The 25,672-nt window shown below is 43.1% G+C and carries 24 protein-coding genes, 1 pseudogene and 1 riboswitch; of the genes and pseudogenes, 11 read left to right on the forward strand and 14 right to left on the reverse strand.

Annotated elements, in window-relative coordinates; all coding sequences use genetic code 11:
• Positions 1–120: 120 nt before the first annotated feature.
• The 4 genes from R7E47_RS05225 to R7E47_RS05240 all read left to right on the forward strand — a co-directional run bounded on the left by R7E47_RS05225 (position 121) and on the right by R7E47_RS05240 (position 3,840).
• Entirely contained in the window at positions 121–1,053 is a 933-nt protein-coding gene (locus R7E47_RS05225; RefSeq protein WP_318083922.1) for a Gfo/Idh/MocA family oxidoreductase, read from the forward strand.
• A 218-nt stretch (positions 1,054–1,271) separates the two neighbouring features.
• Complete coding sequence (locus R7E47_RS05230) at positions 1,272–1,703, forward strand: YccF domain-containing protein (RefSeq protein ID WP_005373685.1); 432 nt, start codon at positions 1,272–1,274, stop codon at positions 1,701–1,703.
• 692 nt (positions 1,704–2,395) lie between these two features.
• Positions 2,396–2,734, forward strand: coding sequence for a hypothetical protein (locus tag R7E47_RS05235; RefSeq protein WP_017635147.1), 339 nt, complete (start codon positions 2,396–2,398; stop codon positions 2,732–2,734).
• Positions 2,735–2,991: 257 nt separating this feature from the next.
• A complete protein-coding gene (locus R7E47_RS05240; RefSeq protein ID WP_005385563.1) occupies positions 2,992–3,840 on the forward strand; it encodes a patatin family protein in 849 nt (282 codons plus the stop codon).
• A gap of 142 nt (positions 3,841–3,982) precedes the next feature.
• Here R7E47_RS05240 and R7E47_RS05245 read toward each other — a convergent pair whose 3' ends face one another.
• Entirely contained in the window at positions 3,983–4,831 is an 849-nt protein-coding gene (locus tag R7E47_RS05245) for a pirin family protein (protein WP_053304558.1), read from the reverse strand.
• A gap of 401 nt (positions 4,832–5,232) precedes the next feature.
• Between R7E47_RS05245 and R7E47_RS05250 the strand changes: the two genes are divergently transcribed.
• The 5 genes from R7E47_RS05250 to R7E47_RS05270 all read left to right on the forward strand — a co-directional run bounded on the left by R7E47_RS05250 (position 5,233) and on the right by R7E47_RS05270 (position 8,126).
• On the forward strand, positions 5,233–5,442 hold the full coding sequence (locus R7E47_RS05250; RefSeq protein ID WP_005373691.1) for a cold-shock protein: 210 nt from the start codon (positions 5,233–5,235) through the stop codon (positions 5,440–5,442).
• Positions 5,443–5,682: 240 nt separating this feature from the next.
• On the forward strand, positions 5,683–5,892 hold the full coding sequence (locus R7E47_RS05255; RefSeq protein ID WP_053304560.1) for a hypothetical protein: 210 nt from the start codon (positions 5,683–5,685) through the stop codon (positions 5,890–5,892).
• A 50-nt stretch (positions 5,893–5,942) separates the two neighbouring features.
• Positions 5,943–6,083, forward strand: coding sequence for a PA3496 family putative envelope integrity protein (locus tag R7E47_RS05260; protein WP_017633782.1), 141 nt, complete (start codon positions 5,943–5,945; stop codon positions 6,081–6,083).
• A gap of 237 nt (positions 6,084–6,320) precedes the next feature.
• Positions 6,321–6,420, forward strand: a riboswitch (purine riboswitch).
• A gap of 89 nt (positions 6,421–6,509) precedes the next feature.
• The gene (locus R7E47_RS05265) at positions 6,510–7,526 is read left to right on the forward strand and encodes an adenosine deaminase (protein ID WP_017819853.1); all 1,017 of its coding nucleotides are present in this window, start codon (positions 6,510–6,512) and stop codon (positions 7,524–7,526) included.
• A 126-nt stretch (positions 7,527–7,652) separates the two neighbouring features.
• Positions 7,653–8,126: a peroxiredoxin gene (locus R7E47_RS05270; RefSeq protein WP_005373699.1), complete on the forward strand. Its 474-nt coding sequence runs from the start codon at positions 7,653–7,655 to the stop codon at positions 8,124–8,126.
• Positions 8,127–8,176: 50 nt separating this feature from the next.
• Here the strand turns inward: R7E47_RS05270 and R7E47_RS05275 are convergent, their stop codons facing one another.
• The 3 genes from R7E47_RS05275 to yghU form a co-directional block, all read right to left on the reverse strand.
• Complete coding sequence (locus R7E47_RS05275; RefSeq protein WP_005373701.1) at positions 8,177–8,584, reverse strand: SPOR domain-containing protein; 408 nt, start codon at positions 8,582–8,584, stop codon at positions 8,177–8,179.
• 212 nt (positions 8,585–8,796) lie between these two features.
• The gene (locus R7E47_RS05280) at positions 8,797–9,966 is read right to left on the reverse strand and encodes a D-alanyl-D-alanine carboxypeptidase family protein (protein ID WP_171342685.1); all 1,170 of its coding nucleotides are present in this window, start codon (positions 9,964–9,966) and stop codon (positions 8,797–8,799) included.
• A gap of 1,186 nt (positions 9,967–11,152) precedes the next feature.
• Positions 11,153–12,010 carry a glutathione-dependent disulfide-bond oxidoreductase gene (gene yghU, locus R7E47_RS05285; RefSeq protein ID WP_005373705.1) on the reverse strand — a complete coding sequence of 286 codons (858 nt, stop codon included), beginning with the start codon at positions 12,008–12,010 and terminating at the stop codon, positions 11,153–11,155.
• 253 nt (positions 12,011–12,263) lie between these two features.
• Here yghU and R7E47_RS05290 point away from each other — a divergent pair.
• A pseudogene (locus R7E47_RS05290) lies at positions 12,264–12,383 on the forward strand (dihydrofolate reductase); the annotation flags it as partial.
• A 64-nt stretch (positions 12,384–12,447) separates the two neighbouring features.
• Here the strand turns inward: R7E47_RS05290 and R7E47_RS05295 are convergent.
• From R7E47_RS05295 to R7E47_RS05305, 3 genes are all read right to left on the reverse strand, one after another.
• Entirely contained in the window at positions 12,448–13,902 is a 1,455-nt protein-coding gene (locus R7E47_RS05295; protein WP_258457547.1) for a sucrose-6-phosphate hydrolase, read from the reverse strand.
• Between the two features lie 31 nt (positions 13,903–13,933).
• Entirely contained in the window at positions 13,934–14,857 is a 924-nt protein-coding gene (locus tag R7E47_RS05300; RefSeq protein WP_053349293.1) for an aminoimidazole riboside kinase, read from the reverse strand.
• Between the two features lie 165 nt (positions 14,858–15,022).
• Entirely contained in the window at positions 15,023–16,462 is a 1,440-nt protein-coding gene (locus R7E47_RS05305) for a sucrose-specific PTS transporter subunit IIBC (RefSeq protein WP_318083927.1), read from the reverse strand.
• Positions 16,463–16,697: 235 nt separating this feature from the next.
• On the opposite strand from R7E47_RS05305, the gene R7E47_RS05310 reads away from it, so the two are divergent.
• The gene (locus R7E47_RS05310; protein ID WP_017633789.1) at positions 16,698–17,684 is read left to right on the forward strand and encodes a LacI family DNA-binding transcriptional regulator; all 987 of its coding nucleotides are present in this window, start codon (positions 16,698–16,700) and stop codon (positions 17,682–17,684) included.
• Positions 17,685–17,747: 63 nt separating this feature from the next.
• On the opposite strand, the gene R7E47_RS05315 is transcribed toward R7E47_RS05310, so the two are convergent.
• The 7 genes from R7E47_RS05315 to R7E47_RS05345 form a co-directional block, all read right to left on the reverse strand.
• Positions 17,748–19,121 carry a carbohydrate porin gene (locus tag R7E47_RS05315; RefSeq protein WP_258670601.1) on the reverse strand — a complete coding sequence of 458 codons (1,374 nt, stop codon included), beginning with the start codon at positions 19,119–19,121 and terminating at the stop codon, positions 17,748–17,750.
• Between the two features lie 1,013 nt (positions 19,122–20,134).
• The gene (locus R7E47_RS05320) at positions 20,135–20,710 is read right to left on the reverse strand and encodes a hypothetical protein (RefSeq protein ID WP_213910129.1); all 576 of its coding nucleotides are present in this window, start codon (positions 20,708–20,710) and stop codon (positions 20,135–20,137) included.
• Positions 20,707–21,423: an AHH domain-containing protein gene (locus R7E47_RS05325; protein ID WP_199266783.1), complete on the reverse strand. Its 717-nt coding sequence runs from the start codon at positions 21,421–21,423 to the stop codon at positions 20,707–20,709. The genes R7E47_RS05320 and R7E47_RS05325 overlap by 4 nt, the downstream gene beginning before the upstream one ends.
• 280 nt (positions 21,424–21,703) lie before the next feature.
• Positions 21,704–22,423, reverse strand: a complete 720-nt coding sequence (gene fabG / locus R7E47_RS05330) for a 3-oxoacyl-ACP reductase FabG (protein WP_213910128.1) — start codon at positions 22,421–22,423, stop codon at positions 21,704–21,706.
• Positions 22,424–22,723: 300 nt separating this feature from the next.
• On the reverse strand, positions 22,724–23,518 hold the full coding sequence (locus R7E47_RS05335; RefSeq protein WP_258670470.1) for a metal ABC transporter permease: 795 nt from the start codon (positions 23,516–23,518) through the stop codon (positions 22,724–22,726).
• A gap of 3 nt (positions 23,519–23,521) precedes the next feature.
• Entirely contained in the window at positions 23,522–24,448 is a 927-nt protein-coding gene (locus R7E47_RS05340) for a metal ABC transporter solute-binding protein, Zn/Mn family (RefSeq protein WP_258670472.1), read from the reverse strand.
• Positions 24,438–25,580, reverse strand: coding sequence for a hypothetical protein (locus tag R7E47_RS05345; RefSeq protein WP_054577734.1), 1,143 nt, complete (start codon positions 25,578–25,580; stop codon positions 24,438–24,440). Before R7E47_RS05345 ends, R7E47_RS05340 begins: the two co-directional genes overlap by 11 nt.
• Between the last annotated feature and the right edge of the window lie 92 nt (positions 25,581–25,672).

Raw genomic sequence — 25,672 nt, forward strand, 5'->3', positions numbered from 1 at the left:
ATTCAATAAAGCCTGGCTCAAAGTGTGAATCAGGCTTTTTCTAACAAGGTATTTAAACTCATCGCCGCGCCAAGCGTTATACTGACAGTCCGCGATCCATACATCGAGATAAGGACTAGGATGAAAATTGGTATTATTGGTCTAGGGGATATCGCTCAGAAAGCATACCTTCCTGTTATCACTCAGCTTCCAAATATCGAACTTGTATTTTGTACCCGCAACCCAAACACACTTGAGATCCTGGCTAAGCAGTATCGAATCTCAGAGATCTGCCAAGACTACCAGCAACTTCTGCACTTTGGCGTCGATGCCGTCATGATTCATGCGGCAACAAGCGTACACCCTCAAATAGCGGCATTTTTTCTGCAGCATGGAATTCCAACCTTTGTCGACAAACCATTAGCGAATAGTGCTGATGACGTAGAAAAGCTGTACGACATTGCCGAAAAAGAGAGACAGCCACTCTATGTGGGCTTTAACCGTCGTCACATTCCACTTTACAACCAACATATGCCACAAGTGCAGCAAGGCAACATATCTGACTTAAAGTCGCTACGCTGGGAAAAGAACCGTCACCAACTACCGGGGGATGTTCGTACCTTTATATTTGATGATTTTATTCACCCATTAGACAGCGTTAACGTCACAGCCAAAGCCGATCTAAAAGATGCTTATGTAACTCATCAACTTGAAGGTAGTCAGTTGGCGCGTTTAGATATTCAGTGGCAACATGGAGATACTTTGCTCCACGCCTCGATGAATCGCCACTTCGGTATCACTACAGAGCGCGTTCAAGCTTGTTATGCAAACAAGGCAGTTGAGTTCGACTCCTTCGTTGAAGGCAAACTATGGCAAGCTAACCAAGAGCAAAAAATCAATTTGAAAGACTGGACGCCAATGCTGACGAGTAAAGGTTTCCATTCGATGTTGCTCGACTGGTTTGGCGTCGTTGAGTCTGGAAATATTGCTAATGAAGTAGTAAAACGCAACATTGCCAGCCATCGATTGGCAGAGCAAATTTGTCAATATATCGAGAAAGTTGTCTCTAGATAATGCGATTCTTGGCTATATGCTTGATTGAGTATTACGCTCTATACTAAAAAGACTTGCCTTAGGGAAGGCATTCATTCTCTGTTAAGACTACAGCGATTATTCTATCAATCAGGTGAATGAGGGCACAAAAGCACACATCGACAAAACAGACGGTTTAGATTTGTTTTACGCTGCTCTCAGGTATCTGAATCATCACATTCAAGAATAAAGGAAATAGAATGAGAACACTTGGTAACATCATTTGGTTTGTATTTGGTGGCGTATTTATGGGGTTGCTATGGTGGTTTTTTGGTATTTTGGCCTTTATTAGCATCATCGGAATACCTTGGGGGCGTGCGTGTATCGTTATGGGTAATTTTTCCTTTTTCCCATTCGGTAAAGAGGCCATCTCACGCGATGAATTGACCAATGAAATGGACATTGGCACCAGTCCGCTCGGCGTTATTGGTAACGTCCTTTGGTTTGTATTTGCAGGCCTTTGGTTAGCTATCGGTCACGTACTTTCTGCAGCAGCATGCTTTGTCACCATAATCGGCATTCCGTTTGCGCTCCAACACCTCAAGCTAGCGGTTATTTCACTCGCACCAATTGGTAAAACGGTTGTATCGTCAGAAGAAGCTGCAATGGCTCGATACAACATCAATCGTTAGCAAAAAGCTAATGCGCTTTCTATCCTCTGGGCAGTCATGCTCAGAGGGTAACGCCCGTCAAAAGTAAGCCTATAATCGCTATCGCATATTCAATAATGGCTGATTGTATATTCATACCGTCACCTTTACGTTGAAGTTTATCCTAGCTCAGCACTGCTTTACTTTTATAATTAATTAATACACCCAAGTGAGTTCAAGATGCTAGACTCATAGCGTCGTCACTGATTCAAACTCCAAGAACGACGTAACGAAAAAGCGAGCTATCCTATGCTCGAAATATGGGTTCTTTCCCCCTCGAAGTAGAGTTCAACAACAAAAAAGACGAACTATAAGCATAGCCAAAATTAATGCTTTTCGACCTAAAATATCTCACATCAATCAAAGAAAGCTTCTAAGATTTTCTCTTTTTGAGTAAATATAGACAGTTACAGTAGCGAAATTCTTCTCGGTAAAAATCCCCACTCAATCTCATGATCAGTTTTTTAAAAAAACAACAAAAATTCGTTGTTATCTAGAGTAATTATTTTATTTGTCGCAGAGCAATTCCATCAATATCATTTGCGACATCGGAGTGCTAGAGCATTGAAATTTTTAGCATTTATCACAGGTATAGAACGTAAAAAACCTTTTATTACTTATTTTTCTTTTTTACATATGTTCTAACTCAACGTCTATTCAGACAGGAATATACCGTGGATAAATATCAAGCAGCTTATGCTAAACGTCTAGAGAAACTAAATGGGGATCCATCTCCTAAAACGATAGCCCGCCTTTCGGCTTGGGATGCGTTTTTTAACAAGGAGTACGAGCTCCAAGACTTGGAATACCAGCTATCGGACGCTGCGCACCAGCACTATGAACAGTCGCATGCGAAGAGCGACATTAGCTTCAAAGAATTCAAACGAGCGTTCTATAATGAATCCATCAAAATTTACAATTTAACTGATGGCGCTTCTATCCAGAAAGTATTCACCCCATTACTTTTGCTTACAACGCTCTGGATAGTGTTTGTATGCCTATTTAACAAGTGATCATCAAACTATTCCAACAACGATCAGTATGGGACTACAGGTATGGCTCTATGTAAGGGGGCTAATTGGCTCGGTCTCCTTCACTAAATTAGAGACTCAATTACCCGCAATTCCATAGGCTAAAAGTGACAAGGGCATCCATTGATGCCCTTTTTATTCAAAGGAACGCAACCTAGACCTTTGGCCCACTTGGGTATAAAACCATTATGCGTTAAGCTGCATGCTATTATCCGATTGATAAAGAGTGGAGCGAAGTGATGGAAAAAGTAGGCTCTCGAGCATTGATTGTCGAAGGTGGAGCCATGCGAGGCGTATTTTCATGCGGCATACTCGATCATTTTCTTGCTAGCGAGTTCTCTCCATTTGATAGCTTTTGGGGAGTGTCTGCGGGTGCTAGCAACTTGGCTGCCTACTTAGCTAAAATGCCCGGACGTAACTTAAAAATCTACCTCGATTACAGCTTAAGAAAAGAATTTATCTCTCCATCTCAACTTCTACGTGGTGGTGATATGATGAACTTAGACTGGATGTGGAATGTCACCCTCGAAGAACTTGGCATCGATAAATCTGCGCTCAAAGCTGATTCACGACCTTTCTTTTTAGGCGTGACGCGTCAAGACAATGGGCAAGCGGAGTACCACCTTCCTGATGTCGACGACTTGGCAGAAACAATGAAAGCCAGCAGCGCACTGCCTGTACTTTACCGAAATGGCGTATCACTGAACGGAATTAGATACGTTGATGGTGGCGTCTCAGACGCACTTCCTGTTGCAGAAGCAATAAAGCGAGGAGCCAAAAAGATTATGATTTTACGCAGCCAGCCCGCAAGCTATCAAAAGCCAAGAGGAAGATTCAGCGCCCTAACTAGGAGGATGTTGAAAGAAACGCCCGGATTAATTGAACCGATGTTGACACGTGAAGTTCGCTACAATCAGACCTTAGCGCTGATCAACAACCCACCACCTGGTATCGAAATCATTCAAGTGTGTCCTCCTGAAACATTCAAGTTGAAACGGCTGAGTCGATCGCCAGCACCACTGCGTCATGCTTATGAGTTAGGAATTGAAGCAGGAAAGGAAGCCATCATACGATGGAGTCAGAAGTAGAAAAAAGCCACGTGGATTAAACGTGGCTAACGCAAATTCGATGGCAGTGGATTATCGTATTTGCTTCTGGTCGAGCCCAATATTCAGGCTCAAAACTGTTTTAATTTGCTCGCTAACTGAAAAAGCGAGTAGGCAGTCCAAACTAGTAAGTTTCAAACAACCCAGAGTTGTAGTCTTGGATGGCTTGTTCTATCTCTTCCATGCTATTCATGACAAAAGGGCCATAATGCACCACGGGTTCATTAATTGGCTCACCAATAAAGATCAGTGCACCACTCTCTTTTTCGGCCTGCAATTCAACCCATTCACCTTTCGATAAAATGGCCATTTCGCCTCGATTGATCTCACGACCTTTTAATTGAATACGACCTTTATAGACATAGAGCATCATGTTGTTGTCTTGCTCCGTGTTCAAATTCAAAGCTTGACCACCCATCGCTCTCCAATCGGCTACCGTGGCAGCAACACCTGTCTCTGTTAGCGGCCCCTGAATTCGTTCGTTGTTTATAGTCATATGACCCGCAATCAAACGTACAACCCCCGTATTCGGAGTATCAAACTCAGTGATCGTTTCAGGTTGAAAGTCATGATATTGAGCTGGCTGCATCTTATTTTTCGCAGGCTGGTTAATCCAAATTTGGAAACCATGCAGTTCGCCTTCCTTCATAATAGGCATTTCGCTATGGATGACGCCTCTTCCTGCTGCCATCCACTGTGCACCACCGGAACGAAGCTCGCCAACATTATCCATATGATCACGATGCTGGAAATGACCTTTCAACATATAAGTAAGCGTCTCGATACCGCGGTGCGGATGCGGAGGGAAACCGCCGATATAGTCAGCACGGTCTTCTGATTTGAGTTCATCCATCATCAAAAATGGAGAAAAGCTAGCATGATTGAAACCCGCTACTCGGCGAATTTTCACTCCATCACCATCAGCAGTAGGTTGCGCAGGAATAAGCTGACGAATTTCTCTGAATGTACTCATACTAGTTCTCCTAGTTTATCTTTGTGACCGCTTGCAAATCGCATGTTCAATCTATGGCTATCGATAAGGTTCTATTTTAGGTTGATGAGCTAAAATTATGAGCCATACTATTCGTTCTACTTATTCAACTTTTTCGAACAATACAATTTATCGAGTTAATAATGAGCACATTTAATTTATCTAAAATAAATGTAGCTATTTTCTAAACAAGGTGTATAGTGTGCCTTGGCTCTTAGAAGAGAGCTGTTAATGCAACATTTAGTTTAAGTTTCCTCTCAGTAAAATCTTGAATCCCCAATTCAGACACCTGCGTACAACTTCCTCTTGATTGAACATTCAATAGCTTAGAAAAGATCCACAAAACAAATCATAATTTTTATGTTTAATTCAAAGGTATTTTTATGTCTAAAGTAACTGGTTCAGTAAAATGGTTTAACGAAACTAAAGGCTTCGGCTTTCTATCTCAAGACAACGGCGGCCAAGATGTATTCGTACACTTTAACGCTATCGTTTCTGACGGTTTCAAAACACTGACTGAAGGTCAGAAAGTAAGCTTCAATGTAGAGCAAGGTAAAAAAGGTCCTCAAGCGACTGAAGTAACTCCTCTATAAGACTGCTTTTCTTGGTGTAGCATGCCCATGCTGCACCAAACCTCTCTCCTTCAAAAATATTCTTTCATCAATCACTCAGCCTAATTTTAGTCATTGCTTTGTGCTATCTAAAATAAACTGAATAGTACTGCTTAATTTATTATTTATAGGAAAAATCATGTCCTCAAAAAGAACTGGCCGTCAAAGGCATTGGTATCAATTACTTAACAAAGAGAAAATCACTAAAAAACAGGAGAATAAATGTTAGAAATTGAATTTAATTTAGAACAACCTCAAACCTCTTGGCACGCTAAAATACATCAATTAAATGGTGATATTTTACGAAGACACGTATTACCGAAACTTCTTTCTCATAGCTTCATGATCGATTTTGAATATTGTGAGAAAACGCAATCTGGAACTATTCTCTGTGATTCAGGTTCAAAGTTAGGAAGTTTTACTGTTAACTGATTCAGTTTTCATGCATTAATGGATAATGCAACTAATTTGGAAGGTATCCAATGGCTAGAAAAAGTAAGAAGCAGTCAGAAAAAGACAAAAAAGAGTCTGAACAAAACGCGGCGGCGGTAAAGCAGAAAACTCGACGCCGCATAGAAGACATCATGGAACAAAGAGAATTTGATAAGTTATTCGATCTATAAATGCTCTCTAGTGCTTTCTCTGCCTTTATCGTTGTGCAAGGTACCGCCACCTACCTTTGCTCAAACGAATCTCCACTCTTTTAGACGACTCTTCTAATTACACGTGCCTCTCACACACGCAAAAACAACTGGCTCCTCTATACTCAAGTGACTTGCAAATAGTCGTTTCGCTCACAGGAAACCCCGTTACTAATGACAATTAGGTTATTTGCGTATAGCCAAAGCGATATTTTTGCGTATAATCCCTCTCGTTTGCTTCGTATAACCCCAATGATATGGTTTGGGGGTCTCTACCAGTTCCCGCAAAGTGCTGATTACGAAGAGTTGAGATCATCGTGGATCTTACTCTTTGTGATAGCGTTCGATTTATTTCTATCTATACCTATTCTTAGAGTAACTGCATCCACAATACACATAAGGTGGAATATGAACGCATTTATTCAAGGTCTTCCAAAAGTAGAGCTGCACTTACATATCGAAGGTTCACTTGAGCCGGAACTCTTATTCAAATTAGCAAAACGAAACGGCATCGAGATCCCTTACTCTTCTCCGAGTGAACTGCGCAGCGCATATCAGTTCACAGACTTACAATCATTTCTCGACCTCTATTACCAAGGAGCGGGAGTTCTGCGTACTGAGCAAGATTTTTACGATCTCACTTGGGAATACTTACTGCACTGTAAAGAAGACAACGTTATTCATACCGAAATCTTTTTTGACCCTCAAACACACACAGAACGCGGCATAGACTTTGACACTGTTATCAATGGAATCGCTCGTGCGCTAAAAGATGGTCACGAAAAACTTGGCATTACCTCGCAAATTATTGCGTGTTTTCTCCGTCACCTTTCAGAAGAGAGCGCCATAGAGACCCTACAGGCTATTCTGAAACACCGTGATAAGATCATTGGTGTTGGACTAGATTCTTCAGAACAAGGTCATCCGCCAGCTAAATTCAAGCGCGTATTTAAACAAGCAGTAGAAGAAGGCTTACTTACCGTTGCTCACGCAGGAGAAGAAGGCCCCGCACAAAATATTAGCGATGCCATTGAAATGCTTTACGTGAGCCGCGTGGATCACGGTGTTCGCTGTGTTGATGATGAAGCATTAGTTGAATCCTTAATCGAAAGCCAAATGCCACTGACAGTGTGTCCGTTATCGAATCTTAAGCTATGTGTATTCGACGATATGAAAGATCACAATATTGTGGATTTGCTACGAAAAGGTGTCGCCGTAACGATTAACTCAGACGATCCTGTGTACTTTGGTGGCTACATGACGGACAACTTTTTGGCCGTCAACAACGCACATCCAATGAGTAAGAGTGAACTTGCCCAATTTACAATGAACGCGATTGATGCCAGCTTTATCGATAACGAGTTAAAGGCGAAATATCGTCACCTTGTTAGCCAATACGTAAACCAGCACGAAGCGTTGCAATAAAGGCATCAGTGCCACGCCTTAGGTCAAACGCGTAGGTATTAAAACCCTACAAAAACTCTGTGGTTAACCGCATTTATAAACGCTAGACTGAGAAAGCTAAACTAGCACACAAAAAGGAATATAATCATGATTCAACAAGGCCAAGCTCTACCAGTTGCAACTCTAAGTGAGTTGACTGCCGATGGTATGGTTAACCACGACGTTACAGAACTGTTTGCGAACAAGAAAGTCGTACTCTTTGCTGTACCTGGCGCATTCACCCCTACCTGTTCAGAAGCTCATCTACCAGGCTATGTGGTATTAGCTGATGAGCTAAAGGCAAAAGGTGTTGATTTAATTGCGTGCGTTTCTGTAAACGATGCATTTGTGATGCAAGCGTGGGGCGAAGCTCAAAACGCTTCTGAGATTCTGATGTTGGGTGATGGCGACGCTAGCTTTACTAAAGCATTAGGTCTTGAAATGGATACAGGCGGCTTTGGTGGTATTCGCTCACAACGTTACGCGATGATCATTGAAAACGGCACAGTGACTAAGCTTAACGTTGAAGAGCCAAAAGAGTTTGAAGCAAGCAAAGCAGAAACGATTTTAGCGGCGCTTTAAGCTTACTCCTAAATACAAAAACGGAAGCCATCGCTTCCGTTTTTTGTTGGCTAACGCATTCTCACAACACTCGTTTGTTGCTTACGCTGCATTTCCGCAAAAGTCAGCACAAACGGGGATGACTGCTTTACACGGCTTGGTAATGAAGAAAGCGCATTGTAGGCATCCTGTTTCGTTTTAAAATCACCAACAGTTACCGTATACCAACGCGTGCCTCGGCTGTTTTTCCAGTTAACCCAAACCGGATGCTTAGGATCGATATAGCGAATATAATCTTTCACATCTTTTTCTTGCTTTAGCGCGAGTACCTGCATCGTGTAATGGTTTGGGTTTAAATAACCATATGCATCCTGAGAGGTCATGACTCCAACACATTGGCCGCTATCGACCTCCTGCTGGTAAGGCATAGCGCAGCCCATGAGCGATAAAATCAATGTCAAAGATAAAATCTTGTGCACGTGTCACTCCATTCTTGTTCTAGTTTCTTTTCTCTCGCACCCAAAAACACAAAACGCTCTTGGTCAGGTAAAAACACACCCTTACAAGAAGGCCTGCGTTTTAACGCAACGAGTATTCCAAAAACGTAAGGCGACCACGTTGGTCGCCTTAGTAAATTGATTTAATAGAACATTAACAAGATAGAGTGATATAGACAGAAGTTCGCTACTGTTTAGAACCAGCTAGCGACCAATTGTTTAAACCAGTCTAAAATTCGCTTGAATAAACTGCCTTCCTCCACGGACTCCAATGCAACGAGCTCGGCTTCATTTACGACCTTACCGTCGACTTTGTAAAGCACTTTACCAACCACTTGTTGCTCAGAAATTGGCGCAACTAAATCACCGTTGTATTCAACTTCCGCTTGCAACTTTTTTACATCTCCTTTTGGCAAAGTGAGATAAACATCGTTAGCTACGCCGACAGTAAGCTCGTCTTTTTCGCCCATCCAAACTCGAGCTTTCGCAAGTTCCGCACCCGCCTCAGTCGGCATTACCGTATCGTAAAAGCGGAAGCCATAACTTAACAGCTGCTTGCTTTCTGATTCACGAACATTCTCGCTCTTCGCTCCCATCACTACAGCAATCAGACGCATATCACCTTGTGTTGCAGAAGTCGCTAGACTATAACCCGCACCGCTTGTATATCCAGTTTTCATGCCATCGACATTCATACTACGATCACGAAGCAAGCCATTACGGTTGTATTGAGTGATGCCATTGTAAGTAAAAGAGGTTTCGCTATACAGCGGATAGATATCAGGTAAGTCACGAATAATCGCTTGGCCCAACTTGGCAATATCATAAGGTGTCGAATATAAACCGTCACTGTCTAGGCCGTGAGGGTTGGTGAATGCCGTGTTAGACAATTCAAGCTTGGCGGCCCAACTATTCATCAAACTCACAAACCCTGATTCACTTCCCGCAACATGCTCAGCAATAGCGACACTGGCATCGTTACCAGATTGAACAATCAGACCACGGTATAAGTCAGACAAAGAAACGGAAGTATTGACTTCAATAAACATTTTTGAAGAATCTGGGAAATTTTTTGCCCAAGCATTTCTGCTGATGACAACCTCATCATTCAACGTAATATTGCCTGTATTAATTTCTTGACCAGCTACATAAGCAGTCATCAACTTCGTTAAACTCGCAGGGTTTAAACGTTTGTGGGCATCACGTTCAACCAGTACTTTCCCCGTATGGAAGTCCATCAAAACATAACCACGAGAACTGAGTTCCGGCGCATTTGGCACAACTGAAGGCGCAGCATAAGCCAACGAGGATACAGCAGCGAACCCTGTAATTAACACTGTGTGTAATATAGTACTTTTTCTCATCATGACATCTTATCTTAGTAGCATTTAAGGCTTACAAACGGTACCCGAATGAATTCAAAGCGCGGGATTACCTAGTTAAAAAACGAGTATATTGAAACGGCGCTCAGTTACAGCCACCTTGTTACGATTGGTTACTTTTACTCAATGTTTGTCGAAAATAATGAGAGGTAGGTAGAGCTTTCGTCTTGAAGAATGAAACAGGAGCGAAAATAATTCCGTAACGCTATGTTTTTTGAGAGGGGAGAAAAAGCGCGCAAGTCAATTCAGGGAGTAAGTTGGTATAGGAAAAGTAGTTGAGCTTTTATCCATATCTAAATAGGAAACAACAAAAACAATCAACAATAAGCCCAGCTAATTATTTACCAAGAAAACATATTGAAAACGCATCATAAAATCGTAATTAATTATCGATAAATTTAAAAACCTAATATTATAATTTATGTAAATTTCATTTATTATTAAACTGGAGAAAAATACAGCTTTCCTTTTTTAAAACTAAGAGACGATTTTTTCGATGTTTTTAGGTTTATCTCATCAGAGAACTTGGTATAACAGTGAGGGATAAGGCATCCGGACTTAGCGCGAAAGGATAACCCACTGTTATTTAAGTTCACACGCTGCTTTTTAATGACTAGAGACTTTAAACTGCGGTTACCTTCGGTTTGTACGGCTATTCTTTGACGTATCCCAACCCAGTACGACTCAAACGACGACATCATACATATCCTCTTTCATGATATAAGCATTAATAATTAAACATCGCTAAAAGCTAAGCTTGTCTTAAATAAAAGTACTAGAAATTAATTTTATTTCTTCAAAACAAATCAACCCGCACATTCCACATAAATTTAGTGGTTATGTCAAATATTAATTATCATTAATTTTATTTATAATGGATATAAAATCAGTTTATAATTTTTAAATAATTTAATTATTAGAAAGCAGTATGACCAGTCCATATTTAACATGGAAATATGAGCTTTGTTTTGCATCATAATATATAAATACATTAAAGATTCATCTACGAACTAAATGATCTTCAAGAGGTGATATAAATTAGAATTTCGAGACTAGATGAGAATAAAAATAGCGCACCGAAGAATATGGTGCGCTATAGATTTGATTGAGGTCACTGTATAAGCATAGATAAAACTAAACTCATTTGACGTAGCTAGGCCAAGATTGCTTATGGTTTAAGTTTCAATACTTTATCAATATCTTCTGCGCTGTGGCGCTCAGGTAACTGCTCCCATTCCTCACCCCATGAACGGTTCACAATTCGACCACGTTTTACCGCTTCACGCTCATCAATTACTTTTGCCCAACGTACAACGTTTTTGTAGCTTTCTACGTCTAAGAATTCAGCCGCATCGTAAGCACGACCCAACACAAGGTTGCCGTACCATGGCCAAGTTGCGATATCAGCGATGCTGTACTCATCGCCACCTAGGAATTCATTGTTCGCAAGACGCTTGTCTAATACATCTAACTGACGTTTTGCTTCCATTGTAAAGCGGTTAATTGGGTACTCGAACTTCTCTGGTGCGTACGCGTAGAAGTGACCAAAACCACCGCCTAGATATGGCGCAGAACCTTGCAGCCAGAATAACCAGTTCATTACCTCAGCACGCTTAGCGCCTTCTTTTGGTAAGAAATGATCAAACTTCTCTGCTAGATAAAACAAGATGTTGCCAGATTCAAACACGTTCACTGGCTCAGAACCCGAACGGTCAACCAATGCCGGAATTTTAGAGTTTGGGTTAACAGCCACAAAGCCAGAACCAAACTGGTCACCATCGCCAATCTTAATCAGGTATGCATCGTATTCTGCTGCCGTTACGCCAGCCGCCAAAAGCTCTTCAAACATGATCGTCACTTTCTGACCATTTGGGGTACCCATTGAGTAAAGTTGGAATGGGTGCTCACCAACTGGAAGCTCTTGCTCATGACGTGCGCCAGAATCCGGACGGTTGATGCTCGCCCACTGACCGCCGTTTTCATTATCGTTTGTCCAAACTTTTGGTGGAATGTATTCGTTAGCCATTGTTTTCCCTTATTGTGTTTGAATGCATCTTCAAACTGACGGGTCTTACGCGCCAGCAAGCATTATTAACATCACCTCTTCGCCAACTGCGATTAGGCATACTCAAGATATTAGGTCGAATTCGCTAAATAAAAGTCCTGTAATCTCTTTTAGTTAGAACCTTTGGTTATGGGATTTTCTTTCACGCTATAAGTAAAAACGTCACGGTAATGTGAACTAGGTTCGAGATGCCAACGATGAGTAAGCTACACTCGGCGGCGCACCTCTATTTGGGGATTTAGAACAACCGCTAAACTTCAAAGTCACCAAGAATGAAGTTGTTCTGGATACCTTAGTTCAAACAACTTACGTGCGTGATAGGCAGTTAAGTTAGATAGTTAGAAAGAAAAACGCCCTTCACTAAATCAATGAAGGGCGTTTTAATGTATTCGAAACCGTTACTTAGCTGATTCAAACAAACCAGAAATACCTTTCAAAGGGAAAAGCCTTGCTTGCTCCAACCCTCTCAACGTTACCGTATTCAGGTCATCAATAAAGAAACGACTGGTCATCGTGTGTTTGCCACCATTAATGAAAATCTCGATGACAGAATTGTCGATATATATATCAATCGTCTGCTTAGCGTCCAATCTTGGTGCTTTTCGAATGCTACCAAATTCTTCTGCGTACAAATGAGACATGTGACGACGGTCCAGCATAAACTCGTGCTTTGTCGCACTAAAGACGATGTTGTCACCTTTGAGGTTACTCAGCTCAAGTTCAAAGCCATCGCCCTCAAGGTCTAATTGGATCAAACAACTTGTGCTTTCCAGTGTATGGGACTGTGCAAAGACTACCTCTTCTTTTCTTAAACTCTCCAATTCAGGGAGTGGAGTTTGAACAAGAAAACCATCTTTCAACGTTAGTTCTCTAGGAAGAGACAACATTCCTGCCCACTGGTGTGTGACCGATGGCGTGTCGATTTCTGGCAACCCTATCCATGCAATAAGAATGCGACGCCAATTCTCATCTAAATAGGTTTGTGGGGCGTAGAAATCAAACCCATAATCTGGCTGTAAAATATCTTGGTGGTTTTCTAAAGTCATCGACTCTAGGTTCAACTGATCACCCACGATATACGCGACAGAATAGATGTTTTTGAAATCATAAGGATTACTACTGCTCACGCCCTGTGGAGAAAACAGCATCACCGATTGACCATTAATCTCAAATAAATCAGGACACTCCCACATGTACCCAAGGTCAGAGAACTTGGTCTTGATAGGACCTTTATGCTGCCACGTTTTCAAATCTTTGCTTTGATAGAGCGCCATAGAACCATGCTCGGTTTTGGTTTGAGCACCCACCACCATCAAATAGTCGTCGCCTTTCTTCCAAACTTTTGGGTCACGAAAGTGCTCCGTGTAATGTTCGTTCTCAATGACTACACCGTGCTTTTCAATGCTGCCGTCTGAATCCATGGTGGCAAAACACTGTGTTGGGATTCGATTCCAGTTTTGGTCACGCTTGTTGCCAGTAAAAAACAGCAAAGCCTTGTTGTTTTCCACCAAAGCGCCGCCCGAATAGACACCATGTGAATCGTAGTCTTGGTCGGGATGAAGACCCACGCCATGATCAGTAAAATGGATGAAGTCTTTAGTAGAAAGGTGATACCAATACTTCATTCCATGGACTGGTCCCACAGGCGTCCACTGGTAAAAGATGTGGTGCTCACCATTGAAATAGCACAACCCATTTGGGTCATTTAACAGCCCAAATCTAGGGGCGATATGAAAACTAGGAAAGCCTTTATCTTGCTGACGTGAAAGTGTCATTTCTTCGATATCACACTGAGGGATTTGCTCAAGTCGACGATATCTTTGCTCTACAGTCCAACGGTTGTTTAAGCTCATAATTTTTCTCAACTGAAATTGGATCTGAAGATCATTGCCCAATAAATTGCAGCAACTCTGTCTGGGTCGGAAGCGCGGTCATTGCGCCTTTTTGCGTCGTCGCTAATGCACCACAGCCATTTGCCCATTGAATCGCAGAGCTAACAACAGGATGATTTTTCCAATCGTCATGCCGAGACAGGCATGCCAGTAGCCCTCCGACAAAAGCATCACCCGCACCTGTGGTGTCAATCGGACTAACGACTTGACCTGTGATCAGTTCACTCTGACTTTCAAAGACGCGCCAAACACCTTTCGCACCTTGTGTCACCAAGACCAAAGCAATATTCAAAGAGGCTATTTGTTGTAAACCTTGCGCCATCGACGTTGAGTCAGTTAAGAACAAAAGCTCTTCTTCAGAGAACTTAACCACATCGGCCATCGCTACAGCCTTCATCACGACAGCTTGGATTTCTGATTGATCTTGCCACACTTCATCACGCAAGTTAGGGTCAAAGCTAATGAAACCACCAGCGGCTTTTGCTCTTTTGATCGCCTCAAATGTGCTGCTTCTACTTGGCTCATTTGCCAGTGAAATTGAGCAAACGTGTAGCCAGTCACCTTGCTTAAAGTTTGGGATGTCTTCAACAGACATAAACTGATCAGCGCTCGGTTTTACCATAAATGTAAAGCTGCGTTCCCCTTGATCGTCTAAATCTACCACCACTGTTGATGTTCTTTGCTCAGGGTCTTTAACGAGAAACTCCGTGCTCACGCCCTCTTGATCGAGCGTTGATTGCATGAAGCGACCAAATGGGTCATCACCTACACGTCCAAAAAACGCACTCTTACCAGATAGACGAGCAATTGCTACGGCGACATTCGCTGGTGCACCACCGGGACATTTGAGTAAAGAAGTCTCAGATTCCGGTATTAGATCGACAACTGCATCACCAGTTACCCATACTTGATTCATCTTGCTTACCTTAAAATTAAAGCCCTGATAGTCCAACGTGTTGAACACCTTCACTACCAAGTAAAAATTGAAAAAGGCTAGCCAAGCCATTAGTGCTTGGCTAGCACCCCAAACATTTAGGAAAAGAAGTGGATTTTGGGGGACTCCACCCTTAAGGAGTTCAGATTAAGCCGCTGCTTTTTTACCGACTTTAGCGCGGTCACGCATACCAAGAACAATGGTGAGAACAAATGCGGTCAAGAACGCGATCACCATACCCGCGATGTAGTACCCAATCTTCTCTGGCGTAATGGAAATGATGCCTGGAAGACCAGCTGCGCCCAATGCCTGAGCTTTCACATTAAACATTGTGATGAACGCACTTGATAACGCCGCAGCGCAAACTGCCGCAATAAATGGGTAACGTAGTTTTAAGTTAACACCAAACATAGCCGGTTCTGTAATACCCAGCAAACCCGTAACACCCGATGGAATCGCAATACCTTTCATCTTCTTATCTTTGCTCATCACGCCCACCGCCAACGCTGCCGCTCCTTGAGAAACGTTAGACATCGCCGCAATAGGAAAGATAAAAGTGCCACCCGTCGTCGCAATATCCGCAAGAAGTTGAGTTTCAATCGCAATGAAGCTGTGATGCATACCAGTAATAACAAACGGAGCATAAATAAGACCAAATACCGCACCACCAACAAAGCCAGCTGTGCTGTATAGCCAGTTCAGACCATCACCTAATAGGAAACCGATATCACGTGTGAACGGACCGACGACAGTAAACGTTAGCAAACCCGCTATGAAAATCGCCAGTAATGGCGTTAAAAGGTTGTCTAAAACAGAAGGTATGACTTTACGTAAGCCTAGCTCAACCTTCGCAAGAATGAATGCCGATACCAAAACCGGTAACACCGAACCCTGGTAACCCACTTTTTGGATTTCAAAGCCAAGAATATTCCAAACCGGAATGTTGCCAGACACAGATGCGCCGCCGAACCCCCAACCATTCAACAAGTCAGGGTGAACCATCAACATACCTAACGCCGCCCCTAAATAAGGGTTACCGCCAAACTTCTTACTGGCTGAAAATGCCAGCAAAATAGGCAGGTAAACAAACGGAGCGTTCGCAAACGTGTTGATCATGTTCGCCAAGTCTGTCAGTCCTGGGTTGGCATCAATCAAAGATTTGCCATCAATAAACAAACCTTGAGCAGTCAATAGGTTATAGATACCCATCAACAAACCGCCAGCGACGATTGCGGGAATGATTGGGACGAAGATATCAGACAGCCCTTTCACCGCGCGCTGAACGATGTTTTGTTTCTCTGCGCCAGCAGACGCAACGTCGTTGGTGGACATTTCACTCATCCCCGTCAACTTCGCCATTTCTGCATAAACTTGGTTTACGATGCCTGATCCAAAAATGATTTGGTACTGACCCGCAACTTTGAACTGCCCTTTTACTCCTTCAAGGCTATCAATCGCTTGTTCATCTATTTTTTGCTCATCTGCAACGGCAAGGCGTAAGCGTGTCGCACAATGCGCAAGTGCGGTGATGTTGCTTTTACCACCTAATAGAGTTAACAACTCTTTTGCTACTGCCGGATAATTCATTTCATACCCCATTGGATTATTATCTGAGCTTGCGAAATTTTCGGGAACGTTTGCAAAACAGATTTTTGCTCAATAAAACCAAATGATCAAAGATAAAGCAGATAGAATGTGAGAATGATCGTCAAATTCTCTCCCTAAGAGCAGTATAGGAGGTTAGAATCGCTACTTATCAAAGAGCTTTTCATCTTCTCTTTGCAAACAATCCCAAAAACGAAAAACAGAATGGATAGGAACAATGGCGAGTCTGCATGATGTCGCCCGTCTGGCTGGCGTATCAAAATCAACAGTGTCACGGGTTATAAACGATGAATATGGCGTAAAAGAAGCGACAAAACTGAAGGTCCGCCAAGCAGTAGCGGAGTGTGGCTATGTGCCGAACCAAGTCGCTAAAGATCTAAAATCTCAAAAGACCAATCTGGTTGGTGTCATTGTTCCTCGGGTTTCCTCTCATGCCACATCCCAAGGTGTCGATGGATTAACCGATGTCCTTGAAAAAGCCGGGAAACATGTCTTACTTGCTAGCACTCACCAAGCCCACGAAAAAGAACTGGAATACATTCAGATCTTTAACCAAAAACGGGTTGAAGGGATCATTCTTTACGCCACCCACCTCGATTCCAAGCTGGTAAAAGCAATTCAAAACTCAGCCGTCCCAGTTGTGCTCGTCGGTCAAGATGGTTCCATGTTTAATATTCCAAGCATCATTCATGATGACGCACGAGTAGGGTTTGAAGCGGGAAATAGACTGGTTGCAAAAGGTTGCCAAACCATGGGTTTTATTGGTGTGCAAGGTGACGATATCGCGGTAGATAAGCAACGCTCTGAAGGATTTGTTCAAGCGCTACAGCATCATGGTTTTGAGCTCGCCTTCCATGCTCGTGGTGACTTTACCATCGATTCTGGCTATTCATTGGCAAAACAACACTTAACAAAGAACCCTAAGCTAGATGGCTTGTTCTGTGCGACAGACCGTATTGCTATCGGTGCGATGAGAGCGATTCAAGAGCTCGGGTTAACACCGGGTAAAGACGTTTTAGTGCTAGGCGTTGGTGATGATGAGCTCGCATCAGTGTGCACCCCAACCTTATCAACATTTAACTATGCATTTGATAAAGCAGGGGAAAATGGTGCGAAACTGCTACTAGATAGAATTGCCAACAGAAGTTTTGAAATGAGTAAGATGGTACTAACCTTCAAAACTATTGAGCGTCAGTCCTGTTAATGAAAAAGCGCCAACTGAAATCAGTTGGCGCTTTTCTTATTACTCTTTGTAGGTTAGGTCCCTTTAGAACCAAGTTTCCATTTGCAGTGCAAACAGAACTTCACCACCATCACCCATCGTTGCAGCACCCGCATCCTGGCTAATCGAGTAGCCATTCAAGTCTTCGCTCCAATCAACGTAGCTAACTGCAAAACGTAGCTCCGGACGGTCAAAGAAACCTGCAGCGGTAGACATCTTAAGCGTTGGTGCAATTGTCGCTTTGTAAAAACTGCCACTTGCTTTATCAATCGCATTGTCTAGGTCCATGTATTGGTATGAGCCTTCATAAACCATCTCAAAGTTCTGCGTAAACTCTTGCGCTAAGCGGATGTTGAACGATGCCCACGTAAATTCATCATGTTTAGCAAAGCGATCTTGGCTGTGTTCTGCTAGCAACGCAGGTGCTACACGCCAGTTGTCGCCGATGCGTGTTACACCATAGCTGAACAAGCGTACGGCTTTTGCGTCTTCTAACAAATCTCCGTTTGAACCGATGCCTTTAAGTTCCGCTCCCAGTCCATCACCCATCAAAATACCGGTTTTAGAGAAGCCTTCACTCATGCCAAAGAAGTTATCGCCATGGTAGGCAAACATCGCATGTAAACCTTTGTCCGCTGCTCCTTCTACGCGATCATTGTTATCAGCTGACGTCATGCCGCTCAGCATCAATTGCCAATTACCGAAGCGGTTGTTCATTGTCGCGATATAGTTTTCAACATCCGTTGACGAGCTATCAATCTCACCAAAATCACGACCATAGATCGAGAAGTTTGCTTTCCATGATTCGCTCATTTGGACGTCATACACACCAGCACCAGTGCCAGATAAGAAAACAATATCCGAGTCAAAGAAGTGAATGTCAAAGTTATCACGGTCAAATCGTTTACCAGCCCAAAACGTCGCGTCAGCAAACGCACTTGATTCAGAGAACATGCTCAACTTGTTTAGCTCAGCATATACCTGACGAACGTTTAATTGACTCTCGCTCGCCGTCCATTCGTTATTGGTTTCCGTACTATCTGCCAACATGATTCGGAACAATGCGCTGGAACCATCATCTGCAAAACGTTTGTGAATAAGGTTTGCTTCCACATAATGATCATCCTCTACCCCTAATCGCCCAACTGGAGCGCCAATAGCACCAGCTGCCGTCATGTAAGGACCAGTACCCACTGCACCATTCAGATCGTCATTAATCAGTAGCCCGGAACGAGCGTAGCCGTGAAACTCAAAGCTTGAGGCTTTCTCATTTGCTTCTGTGGATGCTTTTTCTGTCTGCTCAAGTCTCTGTTCTAATTCATTAATTCGCTTTTCAAGAGCGTCAACATCTGTTGCTGCGAATACAGGTGCAGTAACCAGTCCAAGCGCTACTGCCATCGTCAAAGTGTGTAGTTTCATTTCCATAGTCTCACGTAAATTTATACTTAGGTGCATTGCAAACGTTCCCAATAAAAATCGCAAACATATGGTGACTTTAAATGTCCATCTAAAGCCTGAATTTCAGAGCGCTCGGACTCAGAGCGTCTCTACTACTTATATCAATGAGGGCGATAATATATAAACCTTTCGGGAACGTTACCGTTAAGAGGCCATTTTGTTACTTCTATCACGTTCAATTGTGTTACTTACAGAAAAATCATTAACCAGCGCACATTTGAATTAATTGTTAGCGCTAGAGGAAGTAGTTTGAAGGTGACAGGCTACAAAGAAGGAGTTTAGTGTTCATTTGAGAGAATAGTGCTCACGCGCTTCCCTATGCTACTTGATGGTAACTCATCTCTATTTATTGATGAAAAGTAGCAGCTAAGGTTGAACGTAACTAGGAGCGAAGCGGATCTCGATACCTTGGTTCAAAAGACATGAAAGGCAGTTAAGACGAGATAAACACCCTTCACTTTCTGTGAAGAGCGCTTTGTTATTCTAGTTCAAGCTAACGAAACTCATTTTTGGAAAATTGAGTTATAGGTTTTGCTAAATTAGCATTTAATGGACAATTATAGATGTTACAAATCCTTTTGTCGGTTGGCCAAATCAACCCACTCACTACATATTAGAAAGGAATCTCGACTTAATAGTTCTTCTCGGGCTTTCTCAGCTTCTCATTTTCATTTTCATTACGCTTATTAAAACTGCGCTAATTAGTGTATTCGATATAGTCGCCTGTAAAAAGCGGCTCCCCGTCCTCTTTGATACTAGAGATAAAGACTGCTTTGCAATCCCGCCACCTGACGCCTCGACTGCATGATTTCATATTCTACTGTTACTAAAGAAAAGACAGAACTAGCAATAAATGCAACTTCTAATTTGGCTCTACTGTGAAAAACCACGAGCCGATTAACCCACTAACATTAGCTTAGGTATTGCAAATTTCTAGTGTAGTGGTTGGATTCATTAACCCCATTGGTCAACTACTAAAACGGATCCAGCAAATCTTCATCAAACTTAAGTCCTTCTAGTCCATGCTCTTCGCACAAAAGCTTGAAAGATTCTGTAGCATAGAGCACTGTACAGCCTTGTAAGCGAGATTTGAATACATAGCGTGGTTCGATATCCTCTTCATCAAATTCAATGGTTTCCAGACCATCTTCAAAACCATCGGTATATTTCTTAAGGCACATAGACTCATCTTCAGCGCCAAAACTAAGGCAATTAAAAACATATATGGTTTCGTCACCAACGTTTATAGGCAAGAACTCCCCCTCAGACGCTAGTACCGATTCTAGCTTATCGCATGCACCTGCAGTTAGCGCTAGATATGTGCTATACCATGTTGATATGTCCGGCATCGTAGAGTTTTTTCCTAAAACATCCTCAAAATCGCCAACCACACCATCTTTCCAAATTGGTAGTAAAGGCTCATTAGTAGAAGGCTGCAGTCGGAGTTGCCTTACTAGCTTTTTATTACCAAGCTGATTAGCAAGATTCATAATATCCAGAGTTAGAGTTTTAAACTCCTCAGGGCGTTGCTTTAACTGGTAGATTTTCATGATTGACCGCTCCAGCTAGTGTCTTTCTTTTCAATAATTTTCTGCGGATATCCACCATGCAGAAGTTTGTGCTTTACTCTTTGTAAGCGACTAATCATTGCCTGCTCAGGCAGCATTGGAGAACTAAACGTATTCACAATCCATGATTCATAGTTATACCGATGTATCTCTCGATGAGCTGGTGCTTCACTGCCTGCCCAGTGACCTTTGTGCTTTTTATAGCGAGGTAGCCAAGCGCCATTCAACGGGTCATTGATTCCAATACCGTGAGCATGAAGAGCTAATCGTGTCACAACAAGTCTAACCTGCTGAAACCGCCCTTTACCCGGAATGATATGATGTGGGTCATGGATGCTACTCGGCTTAGGTTCACCAACTGCAGTGAGATTACGAGCCAGCACACGAGTCGGATGATGAGCCTCCTCGAACAACTCATCTTCATCTTTCAACTTGTTTTCAGCACGGTATGTTTCAAGATCCTGCTGTAGCATCACCTGAGCAGTAATCTTTTTTCGCTCATGCTGAAGGTGTGCCCAATCCTTTTCCAAAGCATCAATACGCTGCTTGCAAGCTTCTTTAGATTCATTGTTAGGCGCAACACTATTCTTTTTGTCGTGATATTCAGCGGCCTGACATTCGTAGCGATAAATAGCCAACTCTAATGCAGATGGGTTGCTAGGTCGAATAGGCTTTGGCTTTGGCGTATACTTCACAATTCCTTCCTTGTATGTTTGGTTAATTAGATGTGACTGGCACAACAGCTTTAATAAGAGCTGTAAGCTACCAGAAAACAAGTGGCTACAAAACACTCAATACAATCAGTTTCTTCGCTAATAAAAGTAAGCAATTATACCTTCCATCACGTACTATTGACTGATTCCACTGAATCATTTAGGAGCAAAAAAATACCAGCAGGTCAATTAATGTTCCTCAAACAAAAACGCCCTTCATATAAGTAAAGGGCGTTTGGTATTTGACGTTTTGATTAGCGAGCTATAATACCAACCCACCGTCAATCTTGAGCACTTGTCCTGTGATGTAGGCGCTCTTGTCTGAGGTTAGGAAGGAGACGCCATTGGCAATATCTTGAACTGAGCCCATGCGCCCTAATGGGGTTTTGCCTTCCATCATTTGAATAACTTTCTCTGGCAGGTTCTTGGTCATGTCGGTGGCGATAAAGCCTGGCGCGACACAGTTGACGCGTATCTGTGCACCCTTTCTTGAAAGTTCTTTCGCCCAGCCTTTGCTCATTGAGATGACGCCGCCTTTACTTGCGCCGTAGTTGCTCTGGCCGATATTACCATCCGTTCCCACTATAGAAGAAATGCTAACAATACTGCCTGTGCCCTGCTCTAGCATGACAGGAGCAACACGTTGAGTGAGTAAGAACACCGCTTTTAGGTTCACGTCGATCACGCTGTCCCAGTCTTGCTCTAACATGTCTGGCAACAGTGCATCTCGAGTGATGCCCGCGTTGTTAACCAGAGCATCGATTCTTCCGTGCTGCTCTACAACACTTTCTACTACTTCACTTACGGTTTCGGCATCACACAAGTTGACTTGATAACTGCTTAGCTGCGCCGACTGGCTCCATTCCACGGGCGCTATATCTAGCCCGATTACATGGAATCCATCCTCCAGTAATTGTTCACAAATCGCTTGGCCAATACCACGAGCCGCACCAGTGACTACTGCTACTTTTTCCGGTTTCATCTTGGTCTTCCTTAAATGTTGAGATTACAAATTCGCTTGTATCCCTAGCGTTTTTTGTTTTTATGCCTAGTCGCGTTACAACTGCGCTTCCCATACGCAGGGTCTTTTATATCTTATAAAAACTATAGAAACAGTCTGGGAGTCGGATGTGAACTAATCAAGGCAACTTGATGACTATGGCAAGATCAACGTAAGAAAGTGTGTTGGAAGGCGCAAAGTTACACGATTGGAGGGCTTGGATAGAAAAGTATTGGTCTGATTACTCAAATACTACTTCATCAGACCAATATTACTTGCTTCTTAATCTCTTACAAAAGCTGGTTCTGTTATTTTCACCATAAAAGGCTGAAGCAAGAGATTAAACAACATGCCAGCAATAAACAGGGTGATCACAATACTCGCACCACTCGGTAAGTCATAGCGAGCCGATGCGGCAATACCCGATAAGATCCCAACAATACCGATGCTGATACTGGCGACAAAGAATCGAGTTCCTTTCAATGCTGCCGCACATAAAGCTGGAATCACCAACAAAGCAAATTCTAAATAAATGCCGGTTAACTTGACCGTAATGGGCATCAGAATAGCAAAGATCAGATAAAAACCACTACCGCGCATAAACGCAGGTTTTAACCAAACCAATAGCAACATCGCAGCGGTAATGAGTGCCAAAGGCCAAACGTCTGCCCAAGTCGCCCATAACAGTTGCCCATTAAGAATGCCTTGAATAAAGTCTCCGCCGTGTGGGTCTTTGCTCACCAGCAGGATTGCCAGCGATGCAGACACGACAAACAAGCTGCCAATCATGGGCTCTAAATGCTGCTGGTATCGTTTCTCCATTAAGGCAATCAAACCGCAAAGCATCAAAGACATCACCCAAGGGCCAATCATTTCGCCAAAGAATGAGCCTGAGAACAGCGCGTATTGGCTCAACCAGTAGTGGCTTAGTGCTGCCCCCAATGCCGCGACTTGCGCCACCGCCAAATCTATAAAGATGATCTGACGATTAAGAACTTGTTGCCCCAGAACGATATTGCCAACTAACGCAATTAAACCACACAAAACCGCAGGTAAAAGCCATGCATAATCCGCCATGACTTAGATCTTCACAGGAACGGGTGGCACTAACACATCCAGTAAATCATCAATGACCTGATCGTACATCTCATCCAAGCTTTCACCCTCAGAAACGGTCAATGGCAGTTGAATCACAGGTTTGTCAGTATGATCTTGCAACCAGTTCGCTGGACGCTGATCCTGATGAGAGGAGTAAACAATCGCATCAAAACTGTCGGCATTTAACTTGGTAAGCGATTGCAGGTGAGATGTGGTCGGTGAAATGCCCGGTTTAGGTTCGAGATCGGCAATCTGCTTCATTCCGAGCCAATCGTACAAATAACGATACGTCGCGTGATAACCGACAACTTGCTTACCTTTTAAAGCAGCCCCTTTCTCATTCCATTCTTTAAGCTTTTTACGCCAATGAGCACGAAACTTCATACCATTCACTTGGTAACTTTGTGCGTTGTCGGGATCAATCGCTTTTAGGCGCTCCGTGACTTTACGAGATAATGGAATCATGTCATTTGCCGCAAATTGAACATGTGGGTTACCGTGAGCGTGTATATCTCCCATGCTACGGTCAACGTGAGCATGAGTATCTAACATGCGCACGAAGTCCGTCGCGTAGATCATGCTCGGCGCACCATTTTGCACCGCCGCATTGCTGCTACGAACTTGCAGCATAGGTAACCACCCCACCTCTAGCTCTGCGCCCGAACACATTGCCATGTCCGCTTGGCGCATCTTCGCAATCAAAGAAGGACGAGCTTGTACGTAATGTGGGTCTTGCTTAGCCGTTGTCGCTGAATAAATACTGGCATCTGGCGCGTGGCTTTCGAGAAAGGCTTTCCATTCTGGCTCACAAACGAAAATGTTTAGAGCCGAAGCAGGCGAAGCAATGATGGCAGCTCCTGCCGCCATCATCACCAAACTACATTTATTTAATGTCAGCTTAGAACGCATGAGCACCGTGCGCTCCAAATGTCATCACGTATTGCAGAGTGAACACGTTGTCTGTCTCACTGTCTTGGTTATCAATGCGAGTGTATTGCGCACGGATAGTACCGAAGTGAGAAGAATCCCATGCGATCATCGCATCCATTTCTTTATCATTCAGCTCAGTAAAATGCATGTGGTCGCCGTGTGCATGACCATCGTAGCTTTCTGCTTCGCCGTAACGTAGACCTGCTGACCAGCTTGGGTTGAAGCGATAAACACCCGAAACATAGTAAGCGCTTAAGTTGTCTGGTGACTCTGCATCGTTTTTATATTTGCTGTCTACCACACCGTCTAACAGCATGTATTCAGCCGATAGCGTGAAGTTGCTGTATTTGTAATTACCGTCTGGTGCCCATTTCCAAACAAAATCAGCCCCGTAAAGGTTCGCACCTGTCACTGCTGCGCCATGATGGTGATCGTGATCATGCTCTTCTTCATGACCGTGGTCGTGATCTTCGAACTCTTTAACCTTGCCGTTTTCGTTGCGCAGGTAACTTAAACCAAACTGCCAACTTGAAGATTCGGAGAAGTCATTCCCAAGCTTCAGCGTCGTGGTGTACACGCCAACTTCAGAACCATCTTCGACAGAAGACATTTTGCTACCACTAAGCGCTTCTACACCAAATTTTACGTAAAGGTCGGTTGGCAACACGATGTTTGCACGTACACCATCATCGTAGTAGTGCGAGCCAAGGAAAGTACGATAAGCAATTGGACGCTCAACAAAGCTATCGGTGTGCATGTGTTGGTTATTCAGATAACCAAAGTCAGATAGGAATCGGCCAGCGCGCACATTTACACCATATGGCAATGCCAAAGTTTCGATGAATGCCTCTTCAAGCTCTAATTCTGTCTCATCACCGTGACTTTCAAGAACCGCGGTCAATGCGCCGTAAAACTTGTCGTCGATATTCGATGAGAAGTTTAATTCCGTATGGCCTAGACCAAAGCCTTCTTCGCGCTCAGAATTATGACGTTGGCCATCTTGGTAGTAGCCATCAACAACAACACCAATCTGTGGGTTCGATAGTGTGTCGGCAAAAACAGGGGATGCAAAAATGCTACCGATCACGAGAGACACCAATTTCTTATTCACTACTTTTTCCTTTTTGTTATGTTATAACATTTAATTTTGCGATGTTATAATATAACAATTATCATTACACAAGCAGAAATTTAAATTAGGTT

The sequence above is a fragment of the Vibrio sp. Vb1026 genome, from assembly GCF_033338745.1.
GTDB lineage: Bacteria > Pseudomonadota > Gammaproteobacteria > Enterobacterales > Vibrionaceae > Vibrio > Vibrio alginolyticus.

Excerpts from the sequence above, each read along its gene's own strand:
- R7E47_RS05240 (WP_005385563.1), top strand. The coding sequence starts at position 2,992 with ATGGAAAAAGTAGGCTCTCGAGCATTGATTGTCGAAGGTGGAGCCATG.
- R7E47_RS05315 (WP_258670601.1), bottom strand. The coding sequence starts at position 19,121 with ATGAAACTACACACTTTGACGATGGCAGTAGCGCTTGGACTGGTTACT.
- R7E47_RS05335 (WP_258670470.1), bottom strand. The coding sequence starts at position 23,518 with ATGGCGGATTATGCATGGCTTTTACCTGCGGTTTTGTGTGGTTTAATT.
- R7E47_RS05310 (WP_017633789.1), top strand. The coding sequence starts at position 16,698 with ATGGCGAGTCTGCATGATGTCGCCCGTCTGGCTGGCGTATCAAAATCA.
- R7E47_RS05245 (WP_053304558.1), bottom strand. The coding sequence starts at position 4,831 with ATGAGTACATTCAGAGAAATTCGTCAGCTTATTCCTGCGCAACCTACT.
- R7E47_RS05250 (WP_005373691.1), top strand. The coding sequence starts at position 5,233 with ATGTCTAAAGTAACTGGTTCAGTAAAATGGTTTAACGAAACTAAAGGC.
- R7E47_RS05305 (WP_318083927.1), bottom strand. The coding sequence starts at position 16,462 with ATGAATTATCCGGCAGTAGCAAAAGAGTTGTTAACTCTATTAGGTGGT.
- R7E47_RS05255 (WP_053304560.1), top strand. The coding sequence starts at position 5,683 with ATGTTAGAAATTGAATTTAATTTAGAACAACCTCAAACCTCTTGGCAC.
- R7E47_RS05280 (WP_171342685.1), bottom strand. The coding sequence starts at position 9,966 with ATGAGAAAAAGTACTATATTACACACAGTGTTAATTACAGGGTTCGCT.
- R7E47_RS05230 (WP_005373685.1), top strand. The coding sequence starts at position 1,272 with ATGAGAACACTTGGTAACATCATTTGGTTTGTATTTGGTGGCGTATTT.
- R7E47_RS05320 (WP_213910129.1), bottom strand. The coding sequence starts at position 20,710 with ATGAAAATCTACCAGTTAAAGCAACGCCCTGAGGAGTTTAAAACTCTA.
- R7E47_RS05260 (WP_017633782.1), top strand. The coding sequence starts at position 5,943 with ATGGCTAGAAAAAGTAAGAAGCAGTCAGAAAAAGACAAAAAAGAGTCT.
- R7E47_RS05265 (WP_017819853.1), top strand. The coding sequence starts at position 6,510 with ATGAACGCATTTATTCAAGGTCTTCCAAAAGTAGAGCTGCACTTACAT.
- R7E47_RS05270 (WP_005373699.1), top strand. The coding sequence starts at position 7,653 with ATGATTCAACAAGGCCAAGCTCTACCAGTTGCAACTCTAAGTGAGTTG.
- fabG (WP_213910128.1), bottom strand. The coding sequence starts at position 22,423 with ATGAAACCGGAAAAAGTAGCAGTAGTCACTGGTGCGGCTCGTGGTATT.
- yghU (WP_005373705.1), bottom strand. The coding sequence starts at position 12,010 with ATGGCTAACGAATACATTCCACCAAAAGTTTGGACAAACGATAATGAA.
- R7E47_RS05340 (WP_258670472.1), bottom strand. The coding sequence starts at position 24,448 with ATGCGTTCTAAGCTGACATTAAATAAATGTAGTTTGGTGATGATGGCG.
- R7E47_RS05225 (WP_318083922.1), top strand. The coding sequence starts at position 121 with ATGAAAATTGGTATTATTGGTCTAGGGGATATCGCTCAGAAAGCATAC.
- R7E47_RS05300 (WP_053349293.1), bottom strand. The coding sequence starts at position 14,857 with ATGAATCAAGTATGGGTAACTGGTGATGCAGTTGTCGATCTAATACCG.
- R7E47_RS05295 (WP_258457547.1), bottom strand. The coding sequence starts at position 13,902 with ATGAGCTTAAACAACCGTTGGACTGTAGAGCAAAGATATCGTCGACTT.